Origin of the sequence: Dyella lutea (assembly GCF_024158035.1) — a bacterium.
Taxonomy (GTDB): Bacteria; Pseudomonadota; Gammaproteobacteria; order Xanthomonadales; family Rhodanobacteraceae; genus Dyella_A; species Dyella_A lutea.
This window is the reverse complement of record NZ_JAMZEK010000001.1, coordinates 1,154,017-1,179,860: the sequence shown is the minus strand read 5'-3', so window position 1 is coordinate 1,179,860 and position 25,844 is coordinate 1,154,017. Positions and strand designations below refer to the sequence as shown.

Genomic DNA, 25,844 nt, shown 5'->3' with positions numbered 1-25,844 from the left:
ACGTAAACTAGCGTGCGCGCTTCTTTTTCTGGCAAGACCACGGTGAGGAGCACATGGCAAGCACGCTGCAGGCATTGGAAAGCTGGGTCAACGAGACGGCTGCGCGCACGCGCCCGGCGCGGATCCACTGGTGCGACGGTTCCGATGCCGAGTACGCCGCCCTGGTGCAGCAGATGCTGGCCAGCGGCGACCTGATCGAGCTGAACCAGGAAACCCATCCCGGCTGCTACCTGCACCGGTCGAACACCTCCGACGTGGCCCGGGTGGAGCACCTGACCTTCGTCTGCCCGCCGCAGCGCGAGGATGCCGGCCCGAACAACCACTGGATGGACCCGGCCGAGGCGCACGCGAAGATGGATGCGCTGTTCGACGGCTGCATGGAGGGCCGCACGATGTACGTGGTGCCCTACTGCATGGGCCCGATCGACTCGCCGCTGTCGCGTTGCGGCGTGGAAATCACCGACAGCCCCTATGTGGTCGCCAACATGCGTACGATGACCCGCATGGGTGCTGCCGCACTGTCCCGCATCGAGCGGGAAGCGAGCTTCGTGAAGGGCCTGCACTCCACCGGCGAGCTGGATCCGGATCGCCGCTTCATCATGCATTTCCCGGAAGAGCTCTCGATCCAGTCCTACGGCTCCGGCTACGGCGGCAATGCCCTGCTGGGCAAGAAATGCCATGCGCTGCGCATCGCCAGCCACCAGGCCCGCCGCGAGGGCTGGCTCGCCGAGCACATGCTGATCGTCGGTATCGAGAACCCGGCCGGCGAAACCCACTACATCGCCGCGGCCTTCCCGTCGGCCTGCGGCAAGACCAACCTGGCCATGCTGATTCCGCCAGAGGGTTACCGCCGGGAGGGCTGGAAGGTCTGGACGGTGGGCGACGACATCTGCTGGATGCGCCCGGGCGAGGACGGCCGCCTGTACGCGATCAACCCCGAGGCGGGCTTCTTCGGCGTGGCTCCCGGCACCAGCGCGAACAGCAACCCCAACGCGCTGGCCAGCATTGCGCGCGACACCATCTTCACCAACGTGGCGGTGACCGCCGACAACCAGCCGTGGTGGGAAGGCCTGCCAGGTCGGCCCGCGACCGACTGGCAAGGCCGTCCCTACGACCCGGCCAACGGCCCGGCGGCCCATCCGAATGCGCGCTTCACGGTCAGCGCGAAGCAATGCCCGACCTGGTCGGAAAAGGCCGAAGATGCCCAGGGCGTGCCGATCAGTGCCATCGTTTTCGGCGGCCGCCGTCCGTCGCTACTGCCCCTCGTGATGCAGGCGCGCGACTGGACCCACGGCGTACTGATGGGCGCGGCGATGGGCTCGGAAACCACCGCCGCGGCCACCGGAGCGGTCGGCGTGCTGCGTCGCGACCCGATGGCGATGAAGCCGTTCTGTGGCTACCACTACGGCGACTACTTCGCGCACTGGCTGTCGCTCGACCGCCCCGGTGCGAAACTGCCGGCCATCTTCCACGTCAACTGGTTCCGCAAGGGCGAAGATGGTCGCTTCCTCTGGCCGGGGTTCGGCGACAACCTGCGCGTGCTCGAGTGGATGATCGAGCGGGTCGCGGGACGGGCAGAAGGACGGGAGACTCCGGTCGGCGTGGTGCCCTCGACTGGCGAATTGCGATCGGAGGGGCTCGACCTGTCACGACAGAGCCTGGAGGCATTGCTGGCGATCGACGAGGATGGCTGGCGACAGGAGATGGAAGCGATCGGCGGTTACCTGCGGGAATTCGCTCCCCGGTTGCCCGAGGCGCTCATGCGCGAGCAGGCCCGGATCGCCGCAGCCCTGGCGCAAGCCCCGGAAGCACCCCGGCGCAGCGTCGCCTCGGCGTGAGCCTCTCCACCCGTCCGGTCGCCACGGCGACCGGACGGGTGATTCAAACCCTTTGCGAGGGTGGTGCATCGAAGCTGGCAAGATGAGCACCGCCTGCCTCGCCACCGGATACCCGATGACGCCCGCGATGACCGCACCGGCCCCCGACACGGAGGATGTGCGCGCCGCCGCCAGCGGTGATCGCGTGGCCTTCCAGCGCCTTTATCGCCGCCACGTCGATCGTGTGTACGGAGCGGTGCTTCGGCTGGCCGGCTACGACCACGCCCGCGCCGAAGACCTTACGCAGGACGCCTTCGTCCGGGCCTGGCAGAAGCTCGCCGAGTTCCGCCATGAGAGCGCCTTCGGCACCTGGCTGTATCGGCTGGCGGTCAACGTGGCGCTGATGGACATCCGCGCGCGCGGGGCCAACCCGGTGGGTTTCGTCGACGAGGACGCCCTCCCGGAACAGGGCGACACGCCGTTCTGTGCCGCCGAGCGGGACGAACTTGAGCGCGCGATCGGCAAGTTGCCGCCGCGTGCACGGGCGGTGCTGGTATTGCATGACATCGAAGGCTGGAAACACGAGGACATCAGCCGGGACCTGGACATGGCCGTCGGAACCTCCAAGGCGCAATTGCACCGCGCCCGCGCCCTGCTGCGCAAGCTACTGGGAGAACCCGCATGAACGATTTCGAATGGCGCCGGCGATTGCGCGATCTGGGCCAGCCGCATGCTCCGGGCCGCGACCTCTGGGCCGGCATCGAGCAGGCGATCGGCGTCGACCGTCCGGCCGCACCGGGAGGACGGACGCCTGCGCGGGCAACATGGTTCTTCGCAGCCGGGCTGGCCGCCGTGACCGTGCTCGCGATCGGCCTGGCAAGGCTGCAGCCGGCGCCGACCCCGACGACACCGGATATCGCCGCAAGCAGTCGCTGGAAGCCCGAGGATCCGCGCCTGGCCGGCGCCGCGATCGAGTTGGGCGCCGCCCAGATCGAACTACGCCAGGCCATCGCGCAGGCACCCGATTCATCGGCGCTGCAGCGCCTGCTCGAACGTACCGAACAGCAACAGTCACGCCTGCGCCAGCTGGGCCACGACGCGGGCTGAAGCCCCGGAGCATCGCCATGAAGACATTCCGCTATCTGACCCTGCTCGCCGCGCTCCATGCCGGAGCTGCATGGGCCGACACACCGCTGGATCTCACCCACGCTGCCACACCAAAGGTCCGCGTAGCGATCAGCAATATCAAGGGCGAGGTCAACGTTACCGCGTGGGACCGCGACACCGTCCACGTCGGCGGCACGCTGGGCGACGGTGCCCGGCCGCTGGAGATCACCGGGTCAGACGACGATCTCGAGATCAAGGTGCGCGCGCAGGGGCACTCCGGGCTGCTCAACTGGGGCAGCGACAACGCCATGGGGGCAAGCACGCTTGATGTGCAGGTTCCACGCGGTGCATCGCTCGACGTAAGCGTGGTGAGCGCCCCCCTGAGCATCGACGGGATCGACGGCGGCACGGTCGAAGTGAACTCGGTGAGCGGTCGCGTCCGCATCAATGCGCGAACCCCGAAGCTCAGCGTGGACAGCGTCAGCGGCAGCATCGAGCAGGCCGGCCATGCGGCGACCGCCGATCTGCAGACCGTCAGCGGCGACATCCTCGCTCCGGTACTGGGCGCCGAGGCCCGGCTTGAAACGGTATCCGGCAAGGTACAGGCGCACGGCGGCCCGTGGAAAAAAGTCACGCTCAGCACCGTATCGGGCGACGTGGACGTGGCCGGCGACATGGCCGCAGACGGCAAGATGGACATCGACAGCATGAGCGGCGACGTCCAGGTGTCGTTGCCGACCGGCGTATCCACCTCGATCCACGCCAGCAGCTTCAGTGGCAACCTTCGCAGCGCCTTCGGCACGGCGCAGCGCAACGAACACGGGCCAGGCAGCGAACTCGACGCCACGGCCGGCAGTGGCAGTGCCCGCATCGTGATCGAGAGCTTCAGCGGTGACGTGCGGATCCGCGCCGACGATCACTGAGTCCGACGGAATCGGGCGCAAAAAAATGCCGTCGCATCGCGACGGCATTTTTCATTGGGATCGTGGTGCCGGAAGGCGGAACTCAGAGATCCTGGTGATACTGCACGTATGGCGTCCTGGACTGGTCAGGCTCGGGGCCGGCCGGGGTGCTGGTCGAAGAGCCGGAGGACCAGAGATTCTGCGCACCGACGCTCAATTGCCCCTGCCAGGGAAGCTTCCAGGTCACGCCGAAGTCGATGCTGCTCCAACGGCGATCCGGGCTATAGGCACCGGGGATGCCAGCCGAAGGCTGCATCACCCGCCCCACCAGACTGCCACTGAGCGGACCACGGTCGATGCCGAAGCTCAGCGCCTTCTGGTCGAGCGTATCGATGCCCATCAGGTTGCCCGGGAGCAGATGGATGCGCCCCACGCTGGCACCAAGGTCGATGCCACTGCTGGCATCGAGCGCCACACGGCCACGGGCATTGAGTTGGGTACTGCTGCCGAACGAGGACAACCCGTTCACGCCGGGAAGCGCGCCCGGCAGCACCCGCGGAAGGCGCGCGGCACTGTTCACGGCGTCGGCGCCCATGCTCAGACCGAGGCTGTAACGGCCGGCACTGTAGGTTGCACCGACTTCGCTGCCAAGCACCCGATAGGGGGCATTGGCCCAGGAATGCTCGGTGACCCCGGCGTGGGCCTGCAGGGACGGACTGAGCCGGTAAAGCACCCCGTTGGTAGCGACCGCGCCGGCATCCACCACGCTGAAAGCCAGCGGGGCATCCGCCGCGGAGACGCCGGCCGGCTGTCGACCGGCCCCCAGCATGAGTACCCGACCGTCAGCGCCCCGCCACAGCGGGACCGCTACCCCGGGAGACACCTCGGCCACCTGGTCCGCCTGCCCGGACAGCAACTGACCGGCAAACTGGTCATTCCCGGGCAACGCCTGGGCGGCCGCCGAGAGCGGCAGCAGCAGAAGCACGGCGAGGACAAGCGGGCGGCGCATAACGGCAAAAAGCACACCAAGTCGAGAATGACGGTCAGTATATCCCTTTTTACGTTTTGCTAACAGCACCGAAAAGCCGCTGTGGTGCACAGAACGGCAGGGCTGACGCCAACGTCGGACCCCCGTCCGAGCGAATGGTTTCCGGCGCCAAAACGCGCCAGGCCCGGCGACAAAGCAAGGCTGCCGAGCTATAAAGGCTGCCTGTAATTTTTCACGTCGAGTTCACCCTCCCTGATGAGCTTCGTGCCCACCCAGAGCGCGAGCGGATCTGGCCGGACCAGTTCCGGGCAGCTTGCGCTGCATGGAGCGGTCGAACGGCTGTTCAGCGTGACCGACGCGGCCGGCGTCGTCGATGTCTGCGAGCGCCTGCTCGCTACTCTCGGATTCGCCGGGCGCCTGCGCTGGCGACTCCATGGCGACAGTTGGACGCCGGACCCCGGGGTGCGGCAGATCGACCTGGCCGACGATCCGCAGGGCCTGCGCACACTGATTCTCGAGTGTCCTGCCGCACCACTGCCGGTGACCCTGGAGGCCGAACTGGCCTGGCTGGGCCGGGTGGTGGCTTCGCGGCTGCGGCAACTGGCCGAAACCGCCAGGCTCTACGAGGCCATCTCCCGCCTGGCCATGGCCGAGCGCCTGCAGCGCGCGCTCTACGCGATCGCCGAGCAGGCCGGCTCCGACCATGCGATGCCGGACATGATGCGCGCCCTGCACGGCATCGTTGGCAGCCTGATGTACGCGGAGAATTTCTACATCGTGTTGTACGACGAAGCTTCGGGAAGCGTGCGCTTCCCGTACTACGTGGACACGATGGACAAAGACCCGCCCTCGCCCGGCGAGAGTGTTCCGCTCAGGGAGATGGAGTACAGCCTCACCTGGAACCTGCTCAAGGGCGGGCAGCCGATCATGGGATCGATCGAGGAGGTGTCGCAACAGTTGCCCGGCCGGCTGATACCGATCGGCCCGAATTGCGAGCACTGGCTCGGCGTCCCGCTGCTGCGCGAAGGGCGGGTCGTGGGCGGTATCGTAATGCAGAGCTATCGCAGCGACACGCGATATACCCAGAATGACCGTGAGCTGCTCAGCTATGTCGCCCAGCACGTGCAGACAGCGCTGGAGCGCCGGGCGGCCCACGCCGAGCTGGAGCGTCGCGTGGCCGACCGCACAGCGGCGCTGCGGGAGGCCAACCGGGTGCTGCGCCAGCAGGTGCTGCAGCGCCAGCGCGGGGAGCGACTGCAGGCCGCACTGTTCCGCATCGCCGAAATGGCCAGCGCACCGGAGAGCCTGGAGGGCTTCTACGCCGCGGTGCATCGGATCATCAGCGGCCTGATCTACGCCCGGAATTTCTACATCGCGCTGCTGGACGAGGACGGCAAGCAGATCAACTTCCCCTATTCCGTGGACGAGGTCGATGCGGTGCGCCCACCCCGCACCCACGGCCGGGGCGCCACCGAGTACGTGCTCCGGCATGGCAAACCGCTGCTGGCCGATCCGGCGGAGATCGACCGGTTGGTGTCGATCGGCGAAATCAGCCAGTTCGGCGCCCGCTCGGTATGCTGGCTGGGCGTGCCGCTGGTCTGGAACGACCGTGTCATGGGTGTGCTGGCGGTGCAGAGCTATACCCCGGAGCACACCTACACGGCGCGCGACCAGGAACTGCTCACCTTCGTCAGCTACCACATCGCCAATGCGCTGCAGCGCAAGCACACCAACGAATCGTTGAAGCAGGCCTATGCGAGCCTGGAGCGTCGCGTCGATGAGCGCACACGCGCGCTGGCGCTGGCCAACCGGGATCTGCGCGAGCAGATCGCCGAACGCGAGCGGGTCGAGCGCCGACTCAAGTACGAGACGCTGCACGACTCGCTGACCGGCCTGCCCAACCGCACCCTGCTGCTGCAACGGCTCGACCACGCACTGAACCAGTACAAGGCCGATCCGCAGCGGCTGTTCGCGGTGCTGTTCATCGACCTGGACCGCTTCAAGGTCATCAACGACTCGGTCGGCCATCTGGTCGGCGACGACCTGCTGTTCCAGGTGGGCGGCCGCATCCGCGGCTGCCTGAAGACGCGCGACCTGGTGGCCCGCCTCGGCGGCGACGAGTTCGCGGTGCTGCTCGACGGCATTACCGAACCGGCCATGGCGCAGCAGATCGCCGAGCGCATCATCACCCAGCTCCAGGCCCCATTCCGGCTGGGTATCAAGGAGATCTTCACTTCGGCCTCGATCGGCATCTCCCTGCCCGCGCCTCATTACCAGCAGCCCGAAGAGCTCCTGCGCGACGCCGATGCAGCGATGTACAGCGCCAAGGACGACGGCCGCCACCGCGCCGCGCTGTTCGACGACCGCCTGCGTTACGAAGCGCTGTCCCTGCTCGAGATGGAGGGTGACCTGCGCCGCGGCCTCGCGCGCAACGAGTTCGAGCCCTACTACCAGCCGGTGGTGGCGATCGCCGATGGCAGCATCGTGGGCTTCGAGGCGCTGCTGCGCTGGAACCACCCGGAACGCGGCCTACTGTCACCCGGCGACTTCCTGATCGTCGCCGAGGAGAGCGGCTGCGCCGAAAACATCGACTGGCAGATCTTCGAGCAGGTGTTCGCTCAGACGCTCGTGCTGACCCGTGGCGAGGGTTTCATCAGCATCAACGTGTCCGGCCGGCACTTCCGGCTGGCCGATCTGGACGAACGACTGCTGGCGGCGATGGAACGTCACGGCGTGCCGACCCACTGCATCCGCATCGAGGTCACCGAACGCGCGCTGCTGGAGAACCCGCCGCAGGTCAAACGCATCCTGGAAAGTCTGCGCCAACAGGGCGTGCGGATCTCCCTGGATGACTTCGGCACCGGCTATTCGTCGCTGAGCTACCTGCACCAGTATCCGATCCAGACCCTGAAGATCGATCGCTCCTTCATCACCGAGCTGCCCCGCGATCTGGCCGAACTGGAGGAAAACCAGGGACTGGCCGTGGTGCGCGGCATCCAGGTGCTGGCCGACTCGTTGAAGATGGAAGTGATCGCCGAGGGTATCGAGGAAGAACACCAGCGCGAAGCACTGCTCCGTATCGGCACCCGCTACGCGCAGGGTTTCCTGTTTGCACGCGCGCAGCCCGCCTCGCACTGGCTGGGGCCCGACGCGCCGGCCAGGCTCCTGCCGCCGGCGGACTGAGCGCCCGCCTTCGCCGCCTTACTGCGCCGTGGTCGACGGCTGGCTGCCACCCGGGCTGCTCAGCAGGTGTTCGGCGTCGATGCGATCGAAGGTGTAGCGCTGGGCGCAGAACTCGCAGACCACTTCGATCTCGCCGTCGCGCGCGGCGAGTGCCGCCTCCACCTCCTCGCGCCCCAGCGCACGCAGCATGGCCGACACCCGCTCGCGGGTGCAGCTGCAGCCGAAGGCCAGCGGACGCGGCTCGAACAGGCGCACGTTCTCCTCGTGGTAGAGCCGGTACAGCAATTGTTCGGGCGCGGTGGCCAGCATTTCGTCCGCGCCCAGAGTGGCGGTGAGGTGCTCGATGCGCGACCACGCGTCCTCGTCCTGCACCGCGTCGTGCCCACCCTCGCCCGGCAGGCGCTGCAGCATCAGGCCGACCGCATGCTCGCCATCGGCGGCCAGCACGATGCGCGCCGGCAACTGCTCGGACTGCACGAAATAGGCTTCCAGCGAGCGGGCCAGATCGGGCTGATGCAGGTCCACCAAGCCCTGGTAGCGTTGGCCACGCTCGGCCGAGCCGATGGTGATCGCCATTACCGCGCCGGGCAGGTCTGCCAGCGCCAGCGGCTCCGGCAACGGATCGCTCCACCGCGCCAGGCCGCGCAGGCGCCCCCGATCGGTGCACTCGGTGAACAGCAGGCGCAGGGCACCGGTGCTCTTGAGCTCGATCGACAACGCGCCGTCGAGCTTGATATTGCCGGTCAGCAACGCGCTGGCCGCCAGCGACTGGCCCAGCAGCGCCCGCAGGGACGCCGGATAGTCGGCCCGTCCGGCGACTTCGCGCCAGGCCGGCCCCAGCCGCACGAGCACGCCACGCACACCGGCGCGCTCGAGCAGGAAGCGGTGCAGCACGTCTTCGACCAGAATCGTTTCCACGGGAAGCCTCGTCATTCGTTGAACCCGGCTATATGGGGCTGGCCAGCGCCGCCTCAACGGTCGATCCACACGCGCCCCTTATACTCGACGCTTTCGCGCCAAGCCGCCGTCCATGCCTCCACGAACCGCACTACGCCGCCTGCTGCGCTGGCTTGGCCTGCTCGCCCTGGCTTGGGTGGCCGTGAGCTGGCTGTTCGTGCTGGTGCTGCGCTTCGTTCCGCCGTGGACTTCGGCGGTGATGATGGAACGGCAGCTCAGCGCCTGGGTGCACGGCGAGAAGGATTTCCACTTGCGCCACCGCTGGGTGCCGTGGCGGGAGGTTTCGCCCTGGGTGCCGCTGGCGATGGTCGCCGGCGAGGATCAGAAATTCCCGTTCCACCACGGCTTCGATTTCGACCAGATCCAGGACGCGATCGACGCCGCCGACGATGGCCGGCGCCTGCGCGGCGCCAGCACGATCAGCCAGCAGACGGCCAAGAACCTGTTCCTGTGGAACGGACGCAGCTTCATCCGCAAGGGGCTGGAGGCCTACTTCACGGTGCTGCTGGAGGCCACCTGGCCGAAGCGACGCATCCTCGAGGTGTACATGAACATCGCCGAGCTGGGCGACGGCATCTACGGCGTGGGGGCGGCCAGCGACACCTACTTCCATGTGCCGCCCGCGCGCCTCGGTCCGGAACAGGCCGCGCGGCTCGCCGCGGTACTGCCCAGCCCGCGACGGTTCCACGTCGACCGTCCGAGTGCCTATGTGCAGCGCCGGGTGGACTGGATCGAAAAGCAAATGGAAAGACTGGGTGGGCCAGGATATCTGGACAGCGAACGCCCGCCTGCCCATACCGGCCGGCGCTGACTTCCTCTATTGGCCAACGGCCGGTCAGTGCATAGCATGCCGTGTCAACCCAAGCCGCCTTCCCCATGACCGAACTGACCATCGTCGTCCCCGCCTACAACGAATCGAGCGTGCTCGATGCGTTCCACGCGCGCGCGCTGGCCGTGCTCGACACCTTGGGCATGGAAGGGCGGCTGCTCTACGTCGACGACGGCAGCCGCGACAACACCTGGGAACTGATCCGCGGCTACTGTGCGGACCCGCGCGTAACCGGACTGTGCCTGTCGCGCAACTTCGGCAAGGAGGCGGCACTCACCGCCGGCCTCGACGCCGTCACCGAGGGCGCCGCCGTGGTCATCGACGCCGACCTGCAGGATCCACCCGAACTGATCCCCGCGCTGGTCGAGCAATGGCGGGCCGGCTACGACGTGGTCTATGCCACGCGCAGCGCCCGCGCCGGCGAAAGCCGGCTCAAGCGGTTCACCGCGGCGGCCTTCTACCGGACCATGGAACGTCTCTCCAATACCCCGCTGCCACGCGATACTGGCGACTTCCGCCTGCTCTCGCGCCGCTCGCTGGACGCACTGGGCACGCTGCGCGAGCGCCAGCGCTTCATGAAGGGCCTGTTCGCCTGGATCGGCTTCCGCCAGACCGCCATCCGCTACCAGCGCGACCCGCGCTTCGCCGGCGACACCAAGTGGAACTACTGGCGACTGACCCAGCTGGCGATCGAGGGCATCACCTCATTCTCCAGCGCCCCGCTGCGCCTGGCCACCTGGATCGGCGTGGCCGCGGCGGCGGTCTCTTTCATCTACGGCACTTGGGTGTTCACCAAGGCGCTGATCTGGGGCGACCCGGTGCGCGGCTACCCGACCCTGATGGTGGTGATCCTGTTCCTCGGCGGCGTGCAGTTGCTGGCACTGGGTGTGATCGGCGAGTACCTGGGCCGCAACTACACCGAGACCAAGCAGCGCCCGCTGTACTTCGTGCAGGAGCGTGTCGGCAGCGACCGTTGAGGCGATTCACGGCGCCACCACACCGCAGGGCTTCGGCGGCGCTAGACTCGGCACAGATCCAAGCCCGGGAGGCGGCCATGAACCAGGTCAAGCATCTGCTGGAGATCAAGGGGCACGCGGTGCACGCCGTGGCGCCGGAGACACCGGTGCTGGAGGCGATCCGGATGATGGCCGAGCGCCGCGTCGGCGCCCTGCTCGTGATGCATGCCGAGCGGCTGGAAGGGATCGTTTCCGAACGCGACTACGCGCGCAAGGTGATCTTGCAGGGGCGTGCCTCGGCGTCCACCCCGGTGTCCGAGATCATGAGCGCACAACCGATCACGGTGACCCCGGAGACCGAGGTGCTCGAATGCATGCGCCTGTGCACGCACAGCCGGATCCGGCACCTGCCGGTGATCGAAGACGGCCGCGTGGCCGGCGTGATCTCGATCGGCGACCTGGTCAAGGCGGTGATCGACGAGCAGGCCGAGCAGATCGAGCAACTGCAGCGCTACATCACCGGGTGAGCCTGCGGCAGCAGCGTGCGGCCTACCCTGCCGCGGTCCCGTCGGTACCCGGCCCGGCCGGCTCGTCGGGCGCCAGATCGGCCGACCAGCCGGCACGGGTGGCCACCCAGGTGGCCATCGAGGCCACCCCCGCGCCGAGCAGTGCCAGGCCACCCACGCCGAGACCAAGCAAGCGCAGGCCACTGACCGCGCTGGTGACCACCACATCGCCGAATCGCCAGACGGCGGTCTCGACGAAGTTCTTGCCTTTGTAGCGGTTTTCGCGGGATACCCGCGTGTAGAGCGCATCGGTGGCCGGTTTGGTCATGCCGTAGGCAAAACCGCGCGTGATCACCATCGTCAGGGCCAGCAGCGACACGCTTGAGCCGAACACGACGACGCTGCCATCGGAACCGGCCAGCGCCAGAGCGACCAGCAGCAGCACGTTCACCACCGATGGCACCACCAGCCCCCAGCCGGGACCGAGGCGGATCAGCAGCCATCGCGTGGCGCTCAGTTGCAGCACCGCCCCCAGCGTGTTGGTGGCCAGGTCCAGGTTGTTGTAGAACGCCGTGCGCGCCACCACGCCGGCGAAATGTGCCTTGGCGTAATCGGCCACCAGTGCATAAGCCAGGGTGCCGATGCCGTCGCCGAACAGCATCAACAGCGCCATGTAGCGCATGAACGGCTGGGCCCACACTGCGCGCAGGCCGGCCCACAGCGAGCCGCCGATCACCTGGTCACCGCGACTTTGCGGCTCCCTCCGGTCCCTGGCCGACAGCAGCAGAAGCAGTCCGAGCGACGCACCCAACGCCAGCGCCGACACCAGCAGCAGCGGCGGCACACCGATGAGCTGCAGCAGCAGCTTGGTCAGCAGCGGGCCGAAGATGGCCCCGCCCATGCCGCCCAGTGCGATCAGCGAAAACGCCTTGCGCGCCTCGACACTGGAGAAGATGTCGGCCATGAAGCTCCAGAACAGCGACACCACGAAGAGGTTGAACACGCTGACCCACACAAAAAACACCACGCCCAGGTTGCGCGCGCCGAGACGATCCTGCGCCAGGAACGCAGGCACGAAGGCCAGCAGGCACAGGATGAAGAAGCTGTAGCTCCAGCACAGCAAAGGGCGCCTCGGGAAGCGCGCCACCAGAAGGCCGAATACCGGCGTCAGCGCCAGCATGACCACGAACACCGCCCCGTAGAAAAGCGGCAACGACTGCGAACCCACGGCGCCGCCGAGCTGGTTCATCACCGGCCGGATGATGTAGTACGACGTCATCAGGAAAAAGAAGGCCAGTGCCGACAGGGCCGAGGCGGTGCCCAGCCTGGCAGCGTGATGGGGGGATGCGCTCAAGGGGAGTTCCAGCGTGGGTCCGGCAAAGACTAGCATGGGGTCATCAGGGCCCCCGCGGGGGCACGGGGGGACGGGAATGGCTTACGACTACGTCATCGTCGGCGCCGGCTCGGCCGGCTGCGTGCTGGCCCACCGGCTGAGCGCGGATCCGAACACGCGGGTACTGCTGCTGGAGGCCGGGCCGCGCGACTGGAATCCGCTGATCCACATGCCCGCCGGCCTGGCGCGGCTGGTCAAGGTGCGCAGCGTGAACTGGGACTACCACACCGAGCCCGAGCCGCATTTGCTCGGTCGACGCCTGTGGTGGCCACGCGGCAAGACCCTGGGCGGCTCCAGTTCGATCAACGCGATGTGCTACATCCGCGGTGTGCCCGGCGACTATGACCGCTGGGCCGAGGTCTCGGGCGACCCGCGCTGGAGCTGGGACCAGGTGCTGCCCTGGTTCAAGCTGAGCGAGGACAATGCGCGCGGTGCGGATGCCTGCCACGGCACCGGCGGGCCGCTGGGCGTGTCGGACCTTCGCCACCACAACATGCTCTCCGATGCCCTGCTCGAGGCCGCAAGCCAGGCCGGCCATGCGCGCAACGACGACTTCAACGGCGAGCGCCAGGAAGGCTTCGGCCTGTACCAGGTTACCCAGCGCAACGGCGCGCGCTGCTCCACCGCGACCGGCTTCCTGCGGCCGGTGCGCGACCGCGCCAACCTCGAGGTACGCACGGGTGCGCTGGTCGAGCGCGTAATCATCGAGCGCGGCCGCGCGGTCGGGGTGCAGCTGCGCAACGGCAGCGGTTTGCAGCGCATCGACGCCGGCCAGGTACTGCTGGCGGCCGGTGCGATCAATTCGCCGCACCTGCTGATGCTGTCGGGCATCGGCCCGGCCAACCACCTGCGCGAGCACGGCATCCCCGTCGTGCTCGACCGGCCGGAAGTCGGTGGCAACCTGCAGGACCATCTGGATATCTGCACCCTGGTCGGCAGCACCCGTCCGGTCACCTACGACCATCTGAACGAAGTGGCCGCCGGCCTGCGCTACCTGATCGCGCGGCAGGGCCCGGGTACGTCGAACATCGCCGAGGCCGGCGGCTTCCTGCGCAGCCGGCTGGCCACCGACGAGCGCTGCGACCTGCAGTTCCACTTCGTGCCCGCCCTGCTCGACGACCACGGCCGGCACCGTCTGCCCGGCGACGGCTACACCCTGCATGCCTGCTACCTGCACCCGCGCAGCCGCGGACGGCTGCGGCTGCGCTCGGCGGACCCGACCCGGCCGGTGGCGATCCACGCCAATTACCTGGGCGACGGCGAGGGCCATGACCTCGTCCGGATGATCGAGGCGGCGAAGCTGTCGCGCGACATCCTCGCCCAGCCCGCCTTCGACCCCTACCGGGGCGAACCGGTGTTCCCGGAGACGGCGCTGGCGAGCGATGCCGAGTTCGAGGCCTTCATCCGTCGCAAGGCCGAATCGGTCTACCACCCGGTCGGCAGTTGCCGGATGGGCCGCGACGACGCGGCGGTGGTCGACAGCGAACTGCGCCTGCGCGGCATCGACGGCCTGCGGGTGGTCGATGCCTCGGTCATGCCCAGCGTGCCGTCGGGCAACACCAACGCGCCGACGATCATGATCGCCGAGCGAGCCAGCGCACTGCTGCTCGGGATGGAGCGCTGAAGCTGGCGGTGCCAGCTCTGCCAGGTGGCTGACTCCCACCTTTTCGCGCGCTGAGGGTTTCGTTGTGGGCGAGCGCGAACTCGCCGACAATCGGGCGATCAGAAGCACGACCGGCGCTTGCCGGAAGTCCCCCCGTTCTTCCCACCTCCGGCAGCGCTGCCGGGCACATCCTCGAGCCGCATGCCGTTCCGTCCCCTGACCCTCGCCCTCGCCAGCGCGCTGGCCCTGTCCGTCACCATGTCCGCCGCCGCGGCCCCACCTCGACAGGATCCGGCCACCCAGGTGGTCAGCAACGTGCCGTCCGCCCAGGTGCCACCGGCCCGGGTCAAGGCAGCCCTCGGCGACTACCGACACTGGCTGGACGAACTGAGCCGGCGCCATTCGGTTGCGGGCCTGGCGACCGCCGTGGTGGTCAACGACAAGGTGGCCTTCGAATACACCATGGGTTACGCCGATGCCTCCACCAAGGCCCCGGTGGAGCCGAACACGGTGTTCCGTCTCGCCTCGCTGTCCAAGGCTTTCGCCACCGGGCTCACCGCGCTGCTGGTGCGCGACGGCAAGCTGAGCTGGGACACCAGGCTGATCGACGTACTGCCGTTCTTCAAGCTCAAGGACATGCAGGCGGCCGGGCAGGTCACGGTAGGCGATATCCTCGGCCAGCGCGTCGGCCTTCCGCGCAACACCTACGACAACATGCTCGAGGACGATGTCCCCTACGAGGAGCTGGTGCGCAAGCTCGACGAGGTGGACATGGCCTGCGGCCCGGGCCAGTGCTACGGCTACCAGAACGTCGCCTTCAGCCTGATCGGCGATGTGATCTACACCGAGACAGGGGACTTCTTCTACCGCCTCGTGGACAAGCGGATCTTCTACCCGCTCGGCATGAAGACGGCGAGCTACGGGCGCGCCGCGCTGGAGGCCAGTCCGAGCTGGGCGCGGCCCCATCGACCCGTCGGCCACGGCGAGTGGCGCCCGTTCGAGCCGAAGGAGGCCTATTACCGCGTTGCTCCCGCCGCCGGTGTAAACGCCAGCCTGCGCGACATGGAGAAATGGCTGATCGCCCAGATGGGTGGCCGACCCGACGTGCTGCCCGCCGACCTGCTGGCGGTACTGCATGCCCCCGGCGTGGCCACACCGGTGGAGATGCACTCCACGCCCTGGCGCCGCGCGCGAATCACCCAGGCCCATTACGCACTAGGCTGGCGTGTGTTCACCTACGGCGGCGAGACGCTGATCTTCCACGCCGGAGCGGTGCAGGGCTATCGCACGATGATCGGCTTTTTCCCCAGGTACCACGTGGGCATCGTGACCATGTGGAACTCGGCTGGCGCAGCGCCATCCGGTCTGATGCCGATGATGTTCGACCGCCTGCTCGGCCTGCCGCACGTGGACTGGGCGGGACTGGAAAGTCCACCGCCACCGCAGAAGCCGCAACGGAAACACGGCCCCCGACGGCATCACCGTCGCTGATGGCGATCGCGGGGTCGGCCACGAAGGTCGATGTCCCCACCCCCGGATGAAGAAACGGCCAGCAGTCGCCTGCTGGCCGTTTCCGTTCAACCCTCGTGACGCGTCAGAGCTTGAAGTTGATGCGGTTGGTGACCGTGCTGTCGACCGGCTCGCCATTGCGGGTCGCCGGCTTGAACTCCCAGCGGTCCACCGCGTCGATCGCTGCACGCTCGAAGACGTGCCGCGGCTGCGCCTCGACGACCTTGATGTCCGCGGTATGCCCGTCGGGCTTGACCGTAAAGGACAGCACCACGAAGCCCTCGGTCCGCGCGCGCTGCGCCTGGGTCGGGTAGCGCGGCTGCACGCTGCGGATGAGCACCGCCGGCGTCGAGCTCGACTGCACCGGTGCCACCTGCGCGGTCTGGTTCGGCGTGCTGGCAGGCTTCTGCGTGGTCGCCGGCCCAGCCGGCCTGGTCGTCGTCGCAGCCACCTGGGTCGCCTGCTCCTGCGCCGCCTTGTCCGCAGCCGCCTTTTCTTCGGCCGCCTTCTGCGCGGCGAGCTGCTGCTGGCGCGCCTGGTCGGCAGCATCCTGCTGGGCCTTGTCCGCCACCTTGCGCTGGGCATCCAGCTTGGAACGCAGGATCGTCAGCGTGTAGTTGGCCGGATCGGCCTTCGCGAGCAGGTCGATCTCGCGCTGGGCCTCGTTGAAGTTGCCGGCATTGATCTGCTGTTCGGCCGCGCTCGCCGCGAACGGGAAAGTCTCGCGCAACGCGTCGGTCGCCACCGGATTGCCCGGCTCGCGCTCCAGCGCCTTGAGGTAGAACTCGAAGGCGTTGTTGCCGGCCGGCGCCAGATAGCGCTGGTCGTTCATCGCCTTGCGCGCCTCGGCCAGCAGCTGGTCGGTGCCCATCGCCTCCACGTTGGCCGGCGGCGGCGCCTGCACGGTATTGGTGGTGACCGGGCTGGACGGATGGCCGCCTGCGTCGGACAGCACCATCTCCTCATGCGGCTGGATCACCAGGAACCAGGAGGCGACTGCCAGGACGACGATGATGGCCAGAGCGGCCAGTGTGACGGGCCGTACGGCCCCGCGCGCACGACGACGCGCCTCGAGTTTGATTCGGGTATCCATGATCTCTCGCTGAGTGGCATCAGATACCCGCGCTTTTTCCCCCCGTAAATCCAGGAGCGACGACCTGCCCCCAGGTGCGGCGCGGCGCGGATGAGCGAAAGGTAACCGCATTGCGGAGTCACGGCAAACGGGCGCAGCGCCCGCCGCGGCAAAAGGCCCGGAACGGCTTTTCCCGGCCCCAGAACGAAGCATCCCGGCGCATGGCCGGGACGAATCGCTTTCGAAGGGCTTCCCCGCGCTGGGCACCGCGGGGAAACAAATTCGAACGAACTTTCTAGTTATGTAGCGACTTACTTCTTGGCCTTGGCCGTCTTGGTGGCCTTGGCCACCTTGGCCGGAGCGGCCTTCTTCGGCGCGGCCTTCTTGGCAGCGACCTTCTTCACCGCGGTCTTCTTGGCGGCGGTCTTCTTGGCGGCGGCCGGCTTCTTGGCACCAGCCTTCTTCGGAGCAGCCTTCTTGGCGGCAACCTTCTTCACGGCAGCCTTCTTGGCGGCCGGCTTCTTCGCCACCGGCTTCTTGGCGGCGACTTTCTTCACGGTGGTCTTCTTGGCGGCCTTCTTGGCGGCCGGTTTCTTTGCAGCGGTTTTCTTGGCAGTGGCCATGGTTCGTCTCAGCTCCTCATCAGTTGGCAGTGGTTGCCCAGTAAAAGCGTGAAGGAACGCCTCGACCAGCAAATCGCTGTTGGTGGCGTGCCGAAGATTGTTCACCTGGCGGTGGGTGCGCAGATCGGACAGAAGACGCAGGACGTGAAGTGGAATCGAGACGGTGATCTTGCGTACCGCGCCAGCTTTCTCGCCGTGCTCGACATAGGGTTGTACGTACTTCACTGCCGACATAGCACCTGTTCCCCAGAATCTGGTGCGAAAGCTATTCCCGAAGATTTCAACTGTCAATTGATTTTGCGCGTCCGCAGACACCCCTCCGACGCCCGCCCGGACCGCCGAAAAGTCCCGCCACACAAGGCATTGCAGGCGATAGTGTAATCAACATAAGGACGTATAGACGTCTATTTAAAAACACTAAAAATTCACCCGCATGCCTCGGAGGCCGCACCGCATAAAGGTTTGCGACCACAGCCAGAAAAAAATGTCCGCATGGAACCGGCCGTGCACGCACGGAGGTTCGCCGCACGAAACGGCATCCGGAGCCCTGCTGAAATGCATGAATGGAAGACGACCGGCACCCCGTCGGGCCGCTAATTTTTTTTTCCCGACACCCGCGTCGACACCCTCCAGACACGACGACGGCCGCTCGCGCGGCCGTCGTGGGAACGGTGACGAAGCGGTTCCGTCAGTGGTCTTCGTTCTCGATCTGCTCGGCGTACGCATCGGCATCGAGCAGCTCGTCCAGCTCGCCGCGATCGCTCGGGCGAATCACGAACAGCCAGCCGTCGCCGAACGCGTCTTCGTTGATCGTCTCGGGCTTGTCGGTCAGCGCCTCGTTCACCGACACGATCTCGCCGGACACCGGCGCGTAGATGTCCGAAGCGGCCTTCACCGACTCGACCACCGCGACACCGTTGCCGGCCTGCACGCTGGCGCCGACCTCGGGAAGCTCGACGTACACCAGGTCGCCCAGTGCCGCCTGGGCGTGGTCGGAGATACCCACGCGGACGGTGCCGTCGTCCTCGACGCGGGCCCATTCGTGGGACTTGAGGAATTTCAGATCGCCGGGAATCTCGCTCATGATCGGGTCCAGTCGTTGGAGTGGGAGGAAGGTGGACGCGGCGATTCTAGCGCGTGCGTCCGGTGCCGCCGAGTCGCCCCGACGGCAGGAAGTCAGATGCCCTCGCAGGGCTTGCCGTCGCGCACGAACGGATATCTCACCAGACGCACCGGCAGCTCGCGACCACGGATGTCCACGCGGATGTCGCCCGGCTCACCGGCCGGGATGCGCGCAAAGGCGATCGCCTTTTCCAGCGTCGGCGAGAAGCTGCCCGAGAGGATCTCACCCTCGCCCTGTGCGGTGAGCACCTTCTGGCCGTGGCGCAACACGCCCTTGTCGTCCAGCACCAGTCCGACCATCACCCGCTTCACGCCTTCGGCCTTCTGCGCCTCGAGCGCGCTGCGGCCGATGAAGTCGCGACCCTCGTCGAAGGCGATGGTCCAGCCGAGGTTGGCCTCCCACGGCGAGACGTCCTCGTCCATGTCCTGGCCGTACAGGTTCATGCCCGCCTCCAGCCGCAGGGTGTCGCGTGCGCCCAGGCCGCAGGGCTTCACGCCTGCGTCGACCAGCGCCTGCCACAACGCCACGGCATGCTCTTCCGGCACGATGATTTCGAAGCCGTCTTCGCCGGTGTAGCCGGTACGCGCGACGAACAGCGGCATGCCGTGCGGACCCTGCGCGGCCGCGGCGGCAAACTTGCCCAGCTTCTCGATGCGCGGACGATCGCCTTCGTGCAGCAGCGCAATGACCTTGCCGCGCGCGTTCGGTCCCTGCACCGCGATCATCGCGAACTCGGGGCGCTCCTTCACCACCACGTCGAAGTCCTTCGCCTGTGCCTCGATCCAGGCCAGATCCTTGGCGCGGGTGGCGGCATTCACCACCAGGCGGTAATGGGCGTCGTCGAAGAAGTAGACGATCAGGTCATCGATCACGCCGCCGCGCTCGTTGAGCATGCACGAATACAGCGCCTTGCCGCTCACCTTGAGCTTGTCCACGCTGTTGGCCAGCAGGTGGCGCAGGAAGTCGCGCGTGCGCGGGCCGTGCAGGTCGATCACCGTCATGTGCGACACGTCGAACATGCCGGCGTCGCCGCGCACGGCGTGATGCTCCTCGATCTGCGAGCCGTAGTTGATCGGCATGTCCCACCCGCCGAAATCGACCATGCGGGCGCCAAGCGCGCGATGGGTGTCGTTGAGTACGGTCTTCGCAGTCATGGGGAGCGCGCCTGGGGAAAGCGTCGATTATCGCCGGCCGCCCTTGATCGGGGCAACGGCGCTGCCGGCCTCCGATGCCGACCCACGAGTCGGGGCTGAAGCCCCTCCCACAGGGCCAGCAAAACTCCGGGGTACTGTGGGAGGGGCTTCAGCCCCGACACACCGGTCGCGCATTGCCAGCGATGCGGCTCGCTGAGCGAACAGCGCGATGACTCTAGGAAATGTGCCGGAAGGTCAGGTTGATGCGTGGCATCGTCACCCGCGTCGTGCGCGGCAGCGCGTGCTGGTAAAGCTGCTGGGTATCGCCGGCCATGCGCAGCAGGCTGCCGTGCGCCAGGCGCAGCTCCGACGCGCGGCGGCCGGGTTCATCGCGCCGCCGCGGACGGAACACGAACCGCCGCTCCGCCCCCAGGCTCAGCGAGGCGATCACCGGACGCGCACCCAGCTCCGGCTCGTCGTCGCTGTGCCAGCCCATCGCGTCACTGCCATCGCGGTAGAGATTGGCCAGCACGCTGTTGAAACGCACACCGCAGGCCTGCTCCACCCGCGCGCGCAGTGCGCCCAGGGCGCCCGGCCAAGGATGCGGCTCGAAGCGCGTACGCGAGTAGACGTAGCTGGCACCGGGGTCGCCAATCCAGCAGCTCAGCCGCGGTGAGGCGACCTCGCGACCGAACATGCGGATGCGGTGGATTTCCCAGGGAATCGACGACAGCAGGTCGGTGAGCAGCCTGTCGGCCTCGGTCGGCGCGAGCCAGTCCTCGATGATCGCAAGCTCCGCGCCCGGCAGCGGCAGCACCTGCCATACGACTTCGCCCACCCTGAACGACTCAGGCGATCGCCGGGTATACCGGCTCGGCATCGAGCGTGGCGGCGACCACGCTGGCCAGCTCCAGCAGGCGCAGGTCCGAACCGCGCGCACCGACCAGCTGCAGGCCGATCGGCAGGCCGTCCGGCAACGTGCCCATCGGGATGCTCACCGCCGGGCAGCCGGCCAGGCTGGCGAAGCTGGTGAGGTCGGCGATCGAATCCGGCACCGGGCCATCGAGCGGAAACGCCCCCTGCGGCGTGGTCGGCAGCACCAGCACATCCACCTGCGAGAACAGCCGGCGCATCTTCAGGGTGGCTGCATCGAGCACGCGGTCGGCGTTGGCATAGTCGCCGGAGGACTTGCGTGCGGCGTAGTCGAGCATTTCGCGGAAGCGCGGCGAGACCGGACGCTCGGTGTTCACCAGGTCGGCAGCGAAGGTGCCCAGCATCTCCGCTTCCATCAGCAGCAGTCCGGCGCGGCGGGTGCGGGCGAAATCCCAGTCGCTGAAATCCACGGAGCGGCGCTCGCCCAGCTCGCGCGGCAACTTCGCCATCGCCGCGTCGAACACGTCGATCACCTCCGGTGCCACGCCGACCGCGGCCAGGTCCGGCAGCAAGCCGGCGCGCAACCGTCCCGGTTCCCAGTCCGGCAGATCGAAGGCAACGCGCCGGCGGCGCGAGCGGGCATCGTCGGCGTCGTAGCCGGCGAGCACCTGCAGCAGCACCGTGAGGTCGTCCACGCCGCGCGCCAGCAGGCCCACCGCATCGAGGCGCCGAGCGGCAGGCACCAGGCCGCGGGCGGAGATCTCGCCGTGGGTGGGCTTGAGCGCGAAAACGCCGCAGTAGCTGGCCGGAATGCGGATCGACCCGAGGCTGTCCGAGCCGACCGCCGCCACCGCCAGTCCAGCCGCCACCGCCGCCGCTGCGCCACCGGACGAGCCACCCGCGCTGTAACCGTGCTTCCACGGATTGTGGGTGGCGCCGAAATGCGGATTGTCGGTCACGGCGCCCAGTGCGCCCTCGTCCATGTTGGTCTTGCCCAGCAGCACGGAGCCGGAAGCACGCAGGCGCGCGACGATGTGGGCGTCGTCCTCGGCCGGCACCAGGCGCCCCGGCAGCCCGGCGCGGGTCGGCCAGCCAGCCACATCGAAGTTGTCCTTGATCGCGATTGGAATGCCGTCGAGCCGCCCGATCACGCCATCACGCCGGCGCTTGCTGGCCGTGCGTGCCTGCTCCTGCACCAGGCTGCCGCGCACGTCCACGTAACAGTTGAGCTGCGCATCGATGCGCTCGATCGCCTGCAGGTAGGCGTCGGCCAGCACCTGCGGCTGCACGCGGTCGATCGCCAGCCAGTGCAACAATTGGCAAAGGGTCGCCCGGCGCATGTCCCGTTCGGAGATCGGCGGCAACGAATTCATGCGGGCTCCCTGTAAAAGACGTGCCGGGATTATCCCCGCGCCACGTGAAGTGAATGCAAGGCCTGCCGCAGCACGTTTGCCCGACAGCGCGGTAATCCGGACAATGCGCCTCCTGTTCGATACCCGCGCGCACGGTCAATCCGGCGCCCCAGCCCGACCCGATGGAGCCCGCCATGAGCGAACGCGAGACGATGGAATACGACGTGGTGGTGGTGGGTGCAGGCCCCGCCGGCCTGTCCTTCGCCATCCGGCTCAAGCAGCTGCAGCCGGACACATCTGTATGCGTGATCGAGAAGGCCTCGACCATCGGCGCGCAGATCCTCTCCGGCGCGGTGATCGAGCCGCAGCCGCTGGACGCCCTGCTGCCGGGCTGGCGCGACCATCCGCCGCCGATCTGCGTGCCGGCCGCCGACGACGAGTTCTGGCTGCTCAGCAAGACCGGCGGACGCAAGCTGCCAGTGCCGCCGGGGATGAACAACCACGGCAACTTCATCGTCTCGCTCGGCGCGATGTGCGCCTGGCTGGCGCCGCAGGCCGAGGCGCTGGGCGTGGACGTGTTCCCCGGCTTCGCCGCCGCCGACACCATCTATAACGAGGACGGTTCGGTCGCCGGCGTACGCATCGGCGACATGGGCGTGGCGAAGGACGGTTCGCACAAGAGCGGCTACACCCAGGGCATCGACATCAGGGCCAAGGTCACCGTGCTGGCCGAGGGCGCGCGCGGCAGCCTGACCAAGCAGCTGATCAAGCGCTTCAGGCTCGATGCGGACAGCGACCCGCAGGGCTACTCGATCGGCATCAAGGAGCTGTGGCAGGTGCCGGCCGGTCGCGTGACGCCGGGCAAGATCGTGCACAGCGTGGGCTGGCCGGCCGACAGCCGCACCTACGGCGGCAGCTTCCTCTATCACCTGGACGGTGACCGTATCGCGCTGGGCTACGTCAGCGGCCTGGACTACACCGACCCGAACTACCAGCCGTGGGAAGCCTTCCAGCAGTGGAAGAACCACCCGATGGTCAAGCCGCTGCTCGAGGGCGGCAGCATCCTCTCGGGCGGCGCACGCGCCATCGTCACCGGCGGCTACCAGTCGCTGCCGAAGGTGGAGATGCCCGGCGCCCTGCTGATCGGCGACACCGCCGGCCTGCTCAACGTGCCGAAGATCAAGGGCACCCACCAGGCGATCAGGAGCGGCATGCTCGCCGCCGAACACCTCGTGGCCCACGATCTCAAGCCCGCCGGCTTCGACGCGAAGCTGCGCGGCTCGGAGGTGATGGCCGAGCTGAAGAAGGTCCGCAACATCAAGCCCGGCTTCAAGAAGGGTCTGTGGTTCGGCATGGTGAATGCCGCGTGGGAGACCGCCGTCGGCGGCGCCTCGCCGTGGACCCTGAAGAACAAGGCCGACTGGTCCATGCTGCACAAGCTCGGCCAGCAGGAGGAGCCGAAGCGCGACTACGTGCAGCGCGAGCTGCCGCCGCGCGACCGCCTCGCCGCGGTCTATTTCGCCGCGACCGAGCACGACGAGGACCAGCCGGTGCACCTGCAGATCGCCGACACCTCGGTCTGCGTCACGAAGTGCGCCGAGGAATACGGCAACCCCTGCACCCGCTTCTGTCCTGCCAACGTCTACGAGATCGTCGACGACGAGGCAGGCAAGCGCCTGCAGATCAATGCCGCCAACTGCGTGCACTGCAAGACCTGCGACATCAAGGACCCGTACCAGATCATCAACTGGGTCACGCCGGAAGGTGGGTCGGGACCCAACTACCAGAACCTCTGAGCGCAGGCATCCCGTCCGTTGGCCGGCAAGCTCTCCTGGCGGCTCAAGCGCGTCGCCTACCTGCTGCAGCGCCTGCGCGGCAGCGTGGCGTTGCGCGGTTGGCGCGGTACCCTGGCACGCGTACGGCTGGAGTTCCAGCCGGTCGCCTCGCGGGATGATTCGCTCGCGCTGATCGCCCTGGACGAACCCTTCGCGCTGTTTGCCCTGCCCGATCCGGACACACCGAAGGTTTCGGTGGTGATCCCGGTGCATGGCAAGTGCGAGTACACCGTGGCCTGCCTGCGCTCGCTGGCCCGGCATGGCGCCGCGGTGCCGTTCGAGACGATCGTGGTCGACGATGCCTCGCCAGACAACACCGCCACGCTTCTCGCCTCGGTCCACGGACTGCACCTGCATGGCAATACCGAAAACCTGGGCTTCATCGGCAGCTGCAACGCTGGTGCGGGCCTGGCGCGCGGCGAGTACCTGGTGTTCCTCAACAACGACACCCAGGTCACCGACGGGTGGATGGATGCCTTGCTGCGCTGCTTCGCCGAGCGCCCCGACTGCGGCATCGCCGGTAGTCGTCTGGTCTACCCGGATGGCCGACTACAGGAAGCTGGCGCGCTGATGTTCAGCGATGGCAGCGCCTGGAACTACGGGCGCTTCGAACCGCGCGATGCGACGGCCTTTCGCTATCGGCGACGCACGAGCTACGTCTCCGGTGCTTCGCTGATGATCCGGCGCGAGGTGTTCCAGCGCATCGGTGGCTTCGACACACGCTATGCACCGGCCTACTACGAAGACGCCGATCTCGCCTTCGCCGTGCGCCGCCTCGGCCTCGATGTCTGGTACGAGCCGGCCAGCACGGTCGTGCACTGCGAGGGCATCAGCGCCGGCACCGACCTGGACGCCGGCATGAAGCGCCATCAGCGCCCGAACCAGGCGAAGTTCGTCGACAAGTGGAAGGCCGAACTCGCCGAGCTGCCGCCACCCGGCACACCGCTGGATCGCGCCGTGCGCTGGCATCGCCGTGGCCGCGTGCTGGTGGTGGACGCCACGCTGCCCGACCCCACGCGCGACTCGGGCTCGCTGCGGCTGTCCGAGATCCTGCGGATGCTCGACGAGCTGGGCTGGAGCGTCGCGTTCCATCCCGATGACGGTCGGGCGGACGAGGCCGGTATCGACCGCCTCGGCGCGCTCGGTTGCGAGGTACTCGCCAACCGCGACATCGGCCGGCTGCCCGACTGGCTGCGCCGGCACGGCCGTGAGCTGCACGCCGTCATGCTCTGTCGGCACACGGTCGCCGGACAGTATGCCGATCTGGTGAGGCGGCTGGCGCCGCAGGCCCGGCTGCTGTTCGACACGGTGGACCTGCATTTCCTGCGCGAAGAGCGCGCCGCCGCACTGGCCGGCCATAACGGCATGGCCCAGCAGGCGGGACACTCGCGCCGCAGCGAACTCGCCCTGATTGAACAGGCGGACACCAGTTTCGTCGTCAGTCCCTACGAAAGGGAGTTGCTGGCGCAGCTGGCCCCCTCGGCAAAAGTGTCGCTGCTGTCCAACATCCACCGCGCACACGATGGCCGCCGCGGTCACGAGGAACGCCGCGACCTGGTGTTCATCGGCGGCGCCGGCCACCCGCCGAACGTCGATGCGCTGCGCTGGATCGCCACCGGGATCCTGCCGCGACTGCGCAATGTCATCCCGGACCTGTGCGTGCATGCCTTGGGCGACATGCCCGAGGCGCTGCGCCGCGAGCTGGCCACGCCCGGGCTGGAGCTGCACGGCCGCGTACCGGACCTCGCCCCGTGGCTGGATCACTGCCTGGCTTCGATCGCGCCACTGCGCTTCGGCGCGGGCGTGAAAGGCAAGATCAACATGGCAATGAGCCACGGCGTACCGGTCGTCGCCACCACCCTGGCCGTCGAGGGCATGCAGCTGCGGCACGGCCATGACGTGCTGGTGGCCGACGACGCCTCCGCGTTCGCCGACGCCGTGCGCCGGCTGCACGGCGATGCCGCACTGTGGGACGCACTGTCTCGCCACGGCATGGACAACATCCGTCGCCACTTCTCGCCGGAGCTGGCGGCCGCCGCGCTGCGGCAAGCGCTGGATTGACCGACCGCACCCGCTCGGCAAC

21 protein-coding genes are annotated in these 25,844 nt (G+C 67.8%); 12 read left to right on the top strand and 9 right to left on the bottom strand.

Annotated features, from left to right (window positions below):
* Positions 1-53: 53 nt before the first annotated feature.
* The 4 genes from NC595_RS05220 (at position 54) to NC595_RS05205 (ending at position 3,847) form a co-directional block, all read left to right on the top strand.
* Entirely contained in the window at positions 54-1,838 is a 1,785-nt protein-coding gene (locus NC595_RS05220; protein ID WP_253565223.1) for a phosphoenolpyruvate carboxykinase (GTP), read from the top strand.
* Positions 1,839-1,953: 115 nt separating this feature from the next.
* A complete protein-coding gene (locus tag NC595_RS05215) occupies positions 1,954-2,502 on the top strand; it encodes an RNA polymerase sigma factor (RefSeq protein ID WP_253565703.1) in 549 nt (182 codons plus the stop codon).
* Positions 2,499-2,924, top strand: coding sequence for a Niemann-Pick C type protein family (locus NC595_RS05210; RefSeq protein ID WP_253565222.1), 426 nt, complete (start codon positions 2,499-2,501; stop codon positions 2,922-2,924). Before NC595_RS05215 ends, NC595_RS05210 begins: the two co-directional genes overlap by 4 nt.
* 17 nt (positions 2,925-2,941) lie before the next feature.
* Positions 2,942-3,847, top strand: a complete 906-nt coding sequence (locus tag NC595_RS05205) for a DUF4097 family beta strand repeat-containing protein (protein ID WP_253565221.1) — start codon at positions 2,942-2,944, stop codon at positions 3,845-3,847.
* Between the two features lie 82 nt (positions 3,848-3,929).
* Here the strand turns inward: NC595_RS05205 and NC595_RS05200 are convergent, their stop codons facing one another.
* Complete coding sequence (locus tag NC595_RS05200) at positions 3,930-4,835, bottom strand: hypothetical protein (RefSeq protein WP_253565702.1); 906 nt, start codon at positions 4,833-4,835, stop codon at positions 3,930-3,932.
* Between the two features lie 234 nt (positions 4,836-5,069).
* On the opposite strand from NC595_RS05200, the gene NC595_RS05195 reads away from it, so the two are divergent.
* Positions 5,070-7,997, top strand: coding sequence for a bifunctional diguanylate cyclase/phosphodiesterase (locus NC595_RS05195; protein ID WP_253565220.1), 2,928 nt, complete (start codon positions 5,070-5,072; stop codon positions 7,995-7,997).
* An 18-nt stretch (positions 7,998-8,015) separates the two neighbouring features.
* Here NC595_RS05195 and hslO read toward each other — a convergent pair whose 3' ends face one another.
* A complete protein-coding gene (gene hslO / locus NC595_RS05190) occupies positions 8,016-8,930 on the bottom strand; it encodes an Hsp33 family molecular chaperone HslO (protein WP_256488889.1) in 915 nt (304 codons plus the stop codon).
* Positions 8,931-9,027: 97 nt separating this feature from the next.
* On the opposite strand from hslO, the gene mtgA reads away from it, so the two are divergent.
* From mtgA to NC595_RS05175, 3 genes are all read left to right on the top strand, one after another.
* Positions 9,028-9,765, top strand: a complete 738-nt coding sequence (gene mtgA, locus NC595_RS05185; RefSeq protein ID WP_253565218.1) for a monofunctional biosynthetic peptidoglycan transglycosylase — start codon at positions 9,028-9,030, stop codon at positions 9,763-9,765.
* 65 nt (positions 9,766-9,830) lie between these two features.
* Positions 9,831-10,760, top strand: coding sequence for a glycosyltransferase family 2 protein (locus NC595_RS05180; protein ID WP_253565217.1), 930 nt, complete (start codon positions 9,831-9,833; stop codon positions 10,758-10,760).
* 77 nt (positions 10,761-10,837) lie between these two features.
* On the top strand, positions 10,838-11,266 hold the full coding sequence (locus NC595_RS05175) for a CBS domain-containing protein (protein ID WP_253565216.1): 429 nt from the start codon (positions 10,838-10,840) through the stop codon (positions 11,264-11,266).
* 22 nt (positions 11,267-11,288) lie between these two features.
* Here the strand turns inward: NC595_RS05175 and NC595_RS05170 are convergent, their stop codons facing one another.
* A complete protein-coding gene (locus NC595_RS05170) occupies positions 11,289-12,599 on the bottom strand; it encodes an NTP/NDP exchange transporter (RefSeq protein ID WP_253565215.1) in 1,311 nt (436 codons plus the stop codon).
* A 76-nt stretch (positions 12,600-12,675) separates the two neighbouring features.
* Here NC595_RS05170 and NC595_RS05165 point away from each other — a divergent pair, with 76 nt between their 5' ends.
* Complete coding sequence (locus NC595_RS05165; protein WP_253565214.1) at positions 12,676-14,262, top strand: GMC family oxidoreductase; 1,587 nt, start codon at positions 12,676-12,678, stop codon at positions 14,260-14,262.
* A 180-nt stretch (positions 14,263-14,442) separates the two neighbouring features.
* The gene (locus NC595_RS05160) at positions 14,443-15,732 is read left to right on the top strand and encodes a serine hydrolase domain-containing protein (protein ID WP_253565213.1); all 1,290 of its coding nucleotides are present in this window, start codon (positions 14,443-14,445) and stop codon (positions 15,730-15,732) included.
* A 103-nt stretch (positions 15,733-15,835) separates the two neighbouring features.
* Here NC595_RS05160 and NC595_RS05155 read toward each other — a convergent pair whose 3' ends face one another.
* The 6 genes from NC595_RS05155 to NC595_RS05130 all read right to left on the bottom strand — a co-directional run bounded on the left by NC595_RS05155 (position 15,836) and on the right by NC595_RS05130 (position 21,947).
* Positions 15,836-16,843: an energy transducer TonB gene (locus tag NC595_RS05155; RefSeq protein ID WP_253565212.1), complete on the bottom strand. Its 1,008-nt coding sequence runs from the start codon at positions 16,841-16,843 to the stop codon at positions 15,836-15,838.
* Between the two features lie 290 nt (positions 16,844-17,133).
* Entirely contained in the window at positions 17,134-17,679 is a 546-nt protein-coding gene (gene metJ, locus NC595_RS20340) for a met regulon transcriptional regulator MetJ (RefSeq protein ID WP_256488888.1), read from the bottom strand.
* Between the two features lie 454 nt (positions 17,680-18,133).
* Positions 18,134-18,529 carry a glycine cleavage system protein GcvH gene (gene gcvH / locus NC595_RS05145; RefSeq protein ID WP_253565211.1) on the bottom strand — a complete coding sequence of 132 codons (396 nt, stop codon included), beginning with the start codon at positions 18,527-18,529 and terminating at the stop codon, positions 18,134-18,136.
* 92 nt (positions 18,530-18,621) lie between these two features.
* Positions 18,622-19,722, bottom strand: a complete 1,101-nt coding sequence (gcvT, locus tag NC595_RS05140; protein ID WP_253565210.1) for a glycine cleavage system aminomethyltransferase GcvT — start codon at positions 19,720-19,722, stop codon at positions 18,622-18,624.
* Between the two features lie 214 nt (positions 19,723-19,936).
* Entirely contained in the window at positions 19,937-20,539 is a 603-nt protein-coding gene (locus NC595_RS05135; protein WP_253565209.1) for an alpha-ketoglutarate-dependent dioxygenase AlkB family protein, read from the bottom strand.
* A 10-nt stretch (positions 20,540-20,549) separates the two neighbouring features.
* Entirely contained in the window at positions 20,550-21,947 is a 1,398-nt protein-coding gene (locus NC595_RS05130; protein WP_253565208.1) for an amidase, read from the bottom strand.
* Between the two features lie 173 nt (positions 21,948-22,120).
* Between NC595_RS05130 and NC595_RS05125 the strand changes: the two genes are divergently transcribed.
* Positions 22,121-23,722, top strand: coding sequence for an electron transfer flavoprotein-ubiquinone oxidoreductase (locus NC595_RS05125; RefSeq protein WP_253565207.1), 1,602 nt, complete (start codon positions 22,121-22,123; stop codon positions 23,720-23,722).
* Positions 23,723-23,740: 18 nt separating this feature from the next.
* Entirely contained in the window at positions 23,741-25,822 is a 2,082-nt protein-coding gene (locus NC595_RS05120; RefSeq protein ID WP_253565206.1) for a glycosyltransferase, read from the top strand.
* The last annotated feature ends 22 nt before the right edge of the window (positions 25,823-25,844 follow it).

What these genes read in the sequence shown, in the direction of transcription:
- NC595_RS05130 (WP_253565208.1), bottom strand. Translation starts at nt 21,947, where the DNA reads ATGAATTCGTTGCCGCCGATCTCCGAACGGGACATGCGCCGGGCGACC.
- NC595_RS05210 (WP_253565222.1), top strand. Translation starts at nt 2,499, where the DNA reads ATGAACGATTTCGAATGGCGCCGGCGATTGCGCGATCTGGGCCAGCCG.
- hslO (WP_256488889.1), bottom strand. Translation starts at nt 8,930, where the DNA reads ATGACGAGGCTTCCCGTGGAAACGATTCTGGTCGAAGACGTGCTGCAC.
- NC595_RS05205 (WP_253565221.1), top strand. Translation starts at nt 2,942, where the DNA reads ATGAAGACATTCCGCTATCTGACCCTGCTCGCCGCGCTCCATGCCGGA.
- NC595_RS05125 (WP_253565207.1), top strand. Translation starts at nt 22,121, where the DNA reads ATGAGCGAACGCGAGACGATGGAATACGACGTGGTGGTGGTGGGTGCA.
- gcvH (WP_253565211.1), bottom strand. Translation starts at nt 18,529, where the DNA reads ATGAGCGAGATTCCCGGCGATCTGAAATTCCTCAAGTCCCACGAATGG.
- NC595_RS05195 (WP_253565220.1), top strand. Translation starts at nt 5,070, where the DNA reads ATGAGCTTCGTGCCCACCCAGAGCGCGAGCGGATCTGGCCGGACCAGT.
- NC595_RS05215 (WP_253565703.1), top strand. Translation starts at nt 1,954, where the DNA reads ATGACGCCCGCGATGACCGCACCGGCCCCCGACACGGAGGATGTGCGC.
- metJ (WP_256488888.1), bottom strand. Translation starts at nt 17,679, where the DNA reads ATGTCGGCAGTGAAGTACGTACAACCCTATGTCGAGCACGGCGAGAAA.
- mtgA (WP_253565218.1), top strand. Translation starts at nt 9,028, where the DNA reads ATGCCTCCACGAACCGCACTACGCCGCCTGCTGCGCTGGCTTGGCCTG.
- NC595_RS05160 (WP_253565213.1), top strand. Translation starts at nt 14,443, where the DNA reads ATGCCGTTCCGTCCCCTGACCCTCGCCCTCGCCAGCGCGCTGGCCCTG.
- NC595_RS05200 (WP_253565702.1), bottom strand. Translation starts at nt 4,835, where the DNA reads ATGCGCCGCCCGCTTGTCCTCGCCGTGCTTCTGCTGCTGCCGCTCTCG.
- NC595_RS05220 (WP_253565223.1), top strand. Translation starts at nt 54, where the DNA reads ATGGCAAGCACGCTGCAGGCATTGGAAAGCTGGGTCAACGAGACGGCT.
- NC595_RS05155 (WP_253565212.1), bottom strand. Translation starts at nt 16,843, where the DNA reads ATGGATACCCGAATCAAACTCGAGGCGCGTCGTCGTGCGCGCGGGGCC.
- NC595_RS05175 (WP_253565216.1), top strand. Translation starts at nt 10,838, where the DNA reads ATGAACCAGGTCAAGCATCTGCTGGAGATCAAGGGGCACGCGGTGCAC.
- gcvT (WP_253565210.1), bottom strand. Translation starts at nt 19,722, where the DNA reads ATGACTGCGAAGACCGTACTCAACGACACCCATCGCGCGCTTGGCGCC.
- NC595_RS05165 (WP_253565214.1), top strand. Translation starts at nt 12,676, where the DNA reads ATGGCTTACGACTACGTCATCGTCGGCGCCGGCTCGGCCGGCTGCGTG.
- NC595_RS05180 (WP_253565217.1), top strand. Translation starts at nt 9,831, where the DNA reads ATGACCGAACTGACCATCGTCGTCCCCGCCTACAACGAATCGAGCGTG.